The organism is Faecalitalea cylindroides ATCC 27803, assembly GCF_000469305.1.
In the GTDB taxonomy this organism is placed as follows: domain Bacteria; phylum Bacillota_I; class Bacilli_A; order Erysipelotrichales; family Erysipelotrichaceae; genus Faecalitalea; species Faecalitalea cylindroides.
This window is the reverse complement of sequence record NZ_KI271025.1, coordinates 1-792: the sequence shown is the minus strand read 5'-3', so window position 1 is coordinate 792 and position 792 is coordinate 1. Positions and strand designations below refer to the sequence as shown.

The window sequence follows — 792 nt, the reverse complement described above, 5'->3', positions numbered from 1 at the left end:
GAACTGACACAGCACTTGGCGGAAGTGGAACAGAGAGCCAGCAAGATGGAGAAAACAATTCTGAGCCAGATGGCACAGAAAGAGGGAGTGACCGAACAGATGAAAGCGGAGGATATGATGAAATGGGTTCGTCTGATGAACTCCCTTCGCAATTCGGCACAGGAAATCGTGAAAGCGGAAGTGATATTCGCTTAGAGTATTACGACAGAACGCACGAGGATAAAAGCCTTCCGTTCTTTGGACGTGATGAAGTAATCAATGAAATTCTCAGAACGACACCACATTTGTCAGCAAGTCTGGAAGAAATCAAAGATTATTATGAACGTAATCCTGATAACAAAGACCGCACAGAGTATATAAAGAGTATTTTCAATAATGATTATACCGAACTTACTTTAGAGGACGGCAGGACAGTAGGGTACAAGGCCTTTGAAAACGTTCTGCATTTGTGGGAGGGCAAATACGACAGCAGAACCGCACAGAGCTATTATGATTGGGCTGTTATTGCCCGTCATTTTGAAGCTATGCGATTACTGGGAGAATTAAGTGACAGCATAAAACCATTACCGTCAATGGACGGTCAGATGACATTCATATTAGACGGTCGGGCAGAGGAAAAGAAAACCTCTGCCTTTACTTTTTCTCAGGAGATTATCGACGCTATTCTTGCGAATGGAAGCGGATTTTCTGAGGGAAAAATGCGTATTTATGAGCAGTTTGAAAAAAGTCTTTCTGCAAAAGAAAATGCCGACTTCTTGAAAAATGAATATGGTTGGGGCGGTTCTTATCCCG

The 792-nt window shown here is 42.8% G+C and carries 1 protein-coding gene and 1 pseudogene; both read left to right on the top strand.

The window, feature by feature from the left end; translation table 11 throughout:
* Positions 1-45: 45 nt before the first annotated feature.
* Positions 46-195, top strand: a complete 150-nt coding sequence (locus tag HMPREF0367_RS10875; protein ID WP_392389142.1) for a TnpV protein — start codon at positions 46-48, stop codon at positions 193-195.
* A pseudogene (locus HMPREF0367_RS10300) lies at positions 123-792 on the top strand (hypothetical protein); the annotation flags it as partial. The gene HMPREF0367_RS10875 and the pseudogene HMPREF0367_RS10300, both read left to right, overlap by 73 nt.